This window comes from Cellulomonas sp. A375-1, from assembly GCF_001040865.1.
Classification (GTDB): domain Bacteria; phylum Actinomycetota; class Actinomycetes; order Actinomycetales; family Cellulomonadaceae; genus Cellulomonas; species Cellulomonas gelida.
In genome coordinates, this window is the sequence record NZ_LFKW01000127.1 from 1 (window position 1) to 4,677 (window position 4,677).

General features: G+C 74.2%; 4 protein-coding genes. All 4 read left to right on the plus strand.

Annotation, left to right across the window (positions count from 1 at the left end; genetic code table 11):
- The coding region (locus CWIS_RS12745) for a fructosamine kinase family protein (protein WP_048343690.1) at positions 1-784 on the plus strand (784 nt) is incomplete at its 5' end.
- Positions 785-940: 156 nt separating this feature from the next.
- A complete protein-coding gene (locus CWIS_RS12750; protein WP_048343691.1) occupies positions 941-2,452 on the plus strand; it encodes an SDR family oxidoreductase in 1,512 nt (503 codons plus the stop codon).
- A gap of 58 nt (positions 2,453-2,510) precedes the next feature.
- Positions 2,511-3,596: a DMT family transporter gene (locus CWIS_RS12755; RefSeq protein ID WP_231583861.1), complete on the plus strand. Its 1,086-nt coding sequence runs from the start codon at positions 2,511-2,513 to the stop codon at positions 3,594-3,596.
- A gap of 68 nt (positions 3,597-3,664) precedes the next feature.
- Complete coding sequence (locus tag CWIS_RS12760; protein WP_048343693.1) at positions 3,665-4,663, plus strand: serine hydrolase; 999 nt, start codon at positions 3,665-3,667, stop codon at positions 4,661-4,663.
- Positions 4,664-4,677 lie beyond the last annotated feature (14 nt).

Here is a 4,677-nt window from a genome sequence, read left to right on the forward strand (position 1 = left end):
GGCGGGGCTGGCCCGCCGCGCCGACGGCTCGTCGGTGTTCGTCAAGGCCTTCGACGTCGCGCCGTCGCTCGACGCGTTCGCCACCGAGGCCGAGGGGCTGGCCGCGCTCCGGATGCTCGGGGGCGCCGCGACGCCCGACGTGCTCGTCGTGACGCCCGACGTCCTGGTCCTCGAGGCGCTGCACACCCGCCCGGCCGACGAGGCGTTCTGGGTGCGGTTCGCGCACACGCTCGCACGCCTGCACACCACGACCCATCGGGCGTTCGGGTGGCACCGCGACAACTGGCTCGGGCGCCGTCGGCAGGTCAACACGTGGCACGACGACGGGTTCGAGTTCTTCGCCCGGAACCGGCTGCTGCGCTGGCTCGACGAGCCGCGGGTCGTCGCGGCGCTCGACCACGCGGACCGCACCGCGCTCGAACGGCTCTGCGCACGGCTGCCCGAGCTCCTGCCCGAGCGCCCTGCGTGCCTGACGCACGGCGACCTGTGGGCGCAGAACGTGCTGGCCACCTCGGACGGTCGGCCCGCGCTGATCGACCCCGCCGTGTCCTACACGTGGGCCGAGGTCGACCTGGCGCACGTGTGGACCACGGTCCCGCCGCCCGAGGCTCGCGCGTTCTTCGACCTGTACGCCGAGCTCACCGGGCTGGACGCGGGCTGGCGCGAGCGCATGCCGATCCTGCAGCTGCGCCAGCACCTGGCCGTCCTCGCGCAGTTCGACGACGACTGGGGCGCCGCCGACCACGTGCGTGCCACGCTCGCGCCGTTCCGCTCGCGCGCCTGACCGGTCGCTCGTCGCCCGCGTCCCGCGGGAACGAGGGCGAGCGGGGTGTGTGCAGGTGTGGTGGAGCGCACCCCCGCGGCGGGACGGCGCCGCGTACCATCTTTCGGGCCCGCGACACCGCGACGGCCACTCCCCCACTTGCAGGACGGACGGCGCATGAGCGCGCAGACGACCACGCCCGCGGACCCCGCGGCCGACGTGACGCCCGAGCAGCCCGGCGTCGACCCCACCGACTTCGCGACGTTCCTGCGGGTCATGGACCAGGTCGCCGTCCTGCCGCAGACGCACGCGCAGCACGCAGCCGCACGTCGCGCGTCGTCGGCGCTGTTCAAGGCCGCCAAGAAGCAGCGCCGCACCGAGAAGCGCCAGATGATCGCCGCGGCCGACGCCGCCGTGGTCGCGGCGACCGCGACCGGCAGCCCCGGGCGGATCGACGACGAGACCAACGGCCTGCCGCTGACCTCGTCGGCGACGAACGCGACCGCCGGGACCCTGCTGCGGGCGCGCCCGTGCTACGTCTGCAAGGAGTCGTACACGGTCGTCGACGCGTTCTACCACCAGCTCTGCCCGGACTGCGCCGCGTTGCACCACGCCAAGCGCGACGCCCGCACGGACCTGACCGGGCGACGTGCGCTGCTCACCGGCGGCCGCGCCAAGATCGGCATGTACATCGCGCTGCGCCTGCTGCGCGACGGCGCGGACCTGACGATCACGACGCGCTTCCCGCGCGACGCCGTGCGCCGGTTCAGCGCGATGGAGGACTCCGCCGACTGGCTGCACCGCCTGCACGTCGTCGGCATCGACCTGCGCGACCCCGCGCAGGTGGTCTCGCTCGCGGACCACGTCGCTGCGCAGGGGCCGCTGGACATCCTCATCAACAACGCCGCGCAGACCGTGCGGCGCTCGCCCGGCGCCTACTCGCGCATCGCCGAGGCCGAGCTCGCGCCGCTGCCCGACGAGGGCGCGCGCATGATCACGACGTTCGGGCACACCAGCGACGCCCACCCGCGCGCGCTCGCCGGGTCCGTGAGCGAGCTGTCCAGCCCCGCGCTGGCGATCGAGCGCGCGGCCCGCGCGGCCGCCGACGAGCTCACGGCGCAGTCCCTGACCGCCCAGGCCGCGAGCCTCGAACGGCTCGTCGCGGGCACGTCGATCGACGCGGGCGGGCTGATCCCCGACGCGGCGGAGACCAACAGCTGGGTCGCGACCGTCGAGCAGGTCGACCCGATGGAGCTGCTCGAGGTGCAGCTGTGCAACCAGACGGCGCCGTTCATCCTGGTCAGCCGCCTGCGCCCGGCCCTGGCGGCGTCCCCCGCACGGCGCACGTACATCGTCAACGTGTCCGCGATGGAGGGCGTGTTCTCCCGCGGCTACAAGGGCCCCGGCCACCCGCACACCAACATGAGCAAGGCCGCGCTCAACATGCTCACGCGCACCAGCGCCGCCGAGATGCTGGCCGACGGCATCCTCATGACCGCGGTCGACACCGGCTGGATCACCGACGAACGCCCCCACCCCACCAAGGTGCGGCTCGCCGAGGAGGGCTTCCACGCCCCCCTCGACCTGGTCGACGGCGCGGCGCGGGTCTACGACCCGATCGTGCGCGGCGAGGCCGGCGAGGACCTGTACGGCTGCTTCCTCAAGGACTACGCCCGCTCCCAGTGGTGACCTGCTCCGCCCCGTGCGGTCGTGCGTCGGGCGCACGTCCGTGAGGGAGCATGGCGGGGTGAGGGACTCGGCGGGTGGGCGCTCCAGCAGGGTGCGGCACGGCGGGCTGCGGAACGGCGGCGTGCAGGCGGCGCTGCTCGCGGCCGTGCTGTTCGGCGCGAGCGCCCCGCTGGCCAAGCTCCTGCTCGGCGAGGTCAGCCCATGGCTGCTCGCCGGACTGCTGTACGTCGGCGCCGGGCTGGGGATGGGCGTGTGGCGGCTGGTGCGCCGCTCGCCGCGGGTCCGGCTCCCTCGGCGCGACGTGCCGTGGCTCGTCGGCGCGGGGGTGGCCGGTGGCGTCGCCGGTCCGGTGCTGCTGATGGTCGGGCTGTCCTCGATGCCCGCCTCGGGGGCGTCGCTGCTGCTCAACGCCGAGGGCGTGCTGACCGCGGTCATCGCGTGGGTGGTGTTCCGCGAGCCGGCCGGCCGCCGCGTCGTGCTCGGGATGCTCGCGATCGTCGCGGGTGCGGTCGTGATCGCCGTGCCGGGCGGGCAGGCCCAGGTCACGAGCATGGGGCCCGCGCTGGCGATCGTCGGGGCGTGCGCCTGCTGGGCGCTGGACAACAACCTGACCCGCAGGGTCTCGCTCACGGACGCGACCTGGCTCGCCGCGGTGAAGGGCTCGGTCGCCGGGCCGACGAACCTCGCCGTCGCGCTCCTGCTGGGCGCGCGGCTGCCGACGGTCGCGGTGACCGCGTCCGCGCTCGCTCTCGGCTTCGTGGCGTACGGGCTCAGCCTGGTGCTCTTCATCGTCGGGCTGCGGCACGTCGGGACCGCTCGCGCCGGGGCGTACTTCTCGGTCGCGCCGTTCTTCGGTGCCGTCCTCGCGGTCGCGCTCGGCGACCCGGTGACGTGGCAGCTGCTGCTCGCCGGCGTGCTCATGGGCGTCGGGACGTGGCTGCACCTGAGCGAGGAGCACGCGCACGAGCACACGCACTCCGCCGTCACGCACGAGCACTGGCACACGCACGACGACGGCCACCACGAGCACGAGCACGACGCACCCGTCGCGGCCGGGGTGCGGCACCGTCACGTGCACACGCACCTCGCGGTCACCCACACCCACGAGCACTACCCGGACGCGCACCACCGCCACGACCACTGACCCGGGGCACGTCCGCGGGTAGGCAAAGAGCTCGTCGGTCGTCGCCACCGCGACTTACAGTCGAGCCCATGTCCAGCCTCGACGACGAGCTCACGACCGCCGCCCAGGAGCACGACTTCTCGGGGGTGGTGCGCGTCGACCGCGCGGGCGAGCCGCCGCTGGTGCGCGCGTTCGGCCTCGCGAACCGGGCGTACGGCATCGCGATGACGCCCGAGACGCGGCTCGGCATCGCGAGCGGGTCGAAAGCCCTCACCGCGCTCGTCGTGATGTCGCTCGTCGAGCAGGGCACGCTCAGCCTGACGACGACCGCGCGCTCGCTGCTCGGCGCAGACCTGCCGCTCGTCGACGACGCCGTGACGATCGAGCACCTGCTCGCCCACCGCTCGGGGATCGGCGACTACCTGGACGACGACGCGGACTCGGGCGAGTACCTCATGACCGTCCCGGTGCACCGGCTCGCGACGACCGAGCAGTTCCTCGCGGTGCTCGACGGGCACGAGCAGGTCTTCGCCCCGGGCGAGCAGTTCTCCTACTGCAACGGCGCGTTCGTCGTGCTGGCCCTGCTCGCGGAACGCGCGAGCGGCGTGAGCTACCACGACCTGGTGCGGCAGCGCGTGCTCGCGCCCGCGGGCATGACGGCGACGGACTTCCTGCGGACCGACGACCTCCCGGGTGACGTCGCGGTGGGCTACGTCGTCGTCGACGGCGAGGTGCGGACCAACGCGCTGCACCTGCCGGTCCTGGCGACGGGCGACGGCGGCGCATACGCGACGGTCGGGGACCTGCACCGGTTCTGGACCGCGCTCGACGAGGGTCGGATCGTGTCCCACGAGACCGTCGCGACGATGACGACACCGGTCAGCGACGTGCCCGAGGAGGGGCTGCGCTACGGGCTCGGCTTCTGGCTCGACCCGGCCGGCGACGGGCTGCAGCTCGTCGGCGCCGACGCGGGCGTGTCGTTCCGCAGCGGTCACTCGCCGTCGACGGGCACCACGTGGACGGTCGTCGCGAACACCTCGGACGGCGCGTGGCCGGTGGCGGAGACGGTCGTCGCGGCGCTCACCTGACGGCGGGGGGGGGG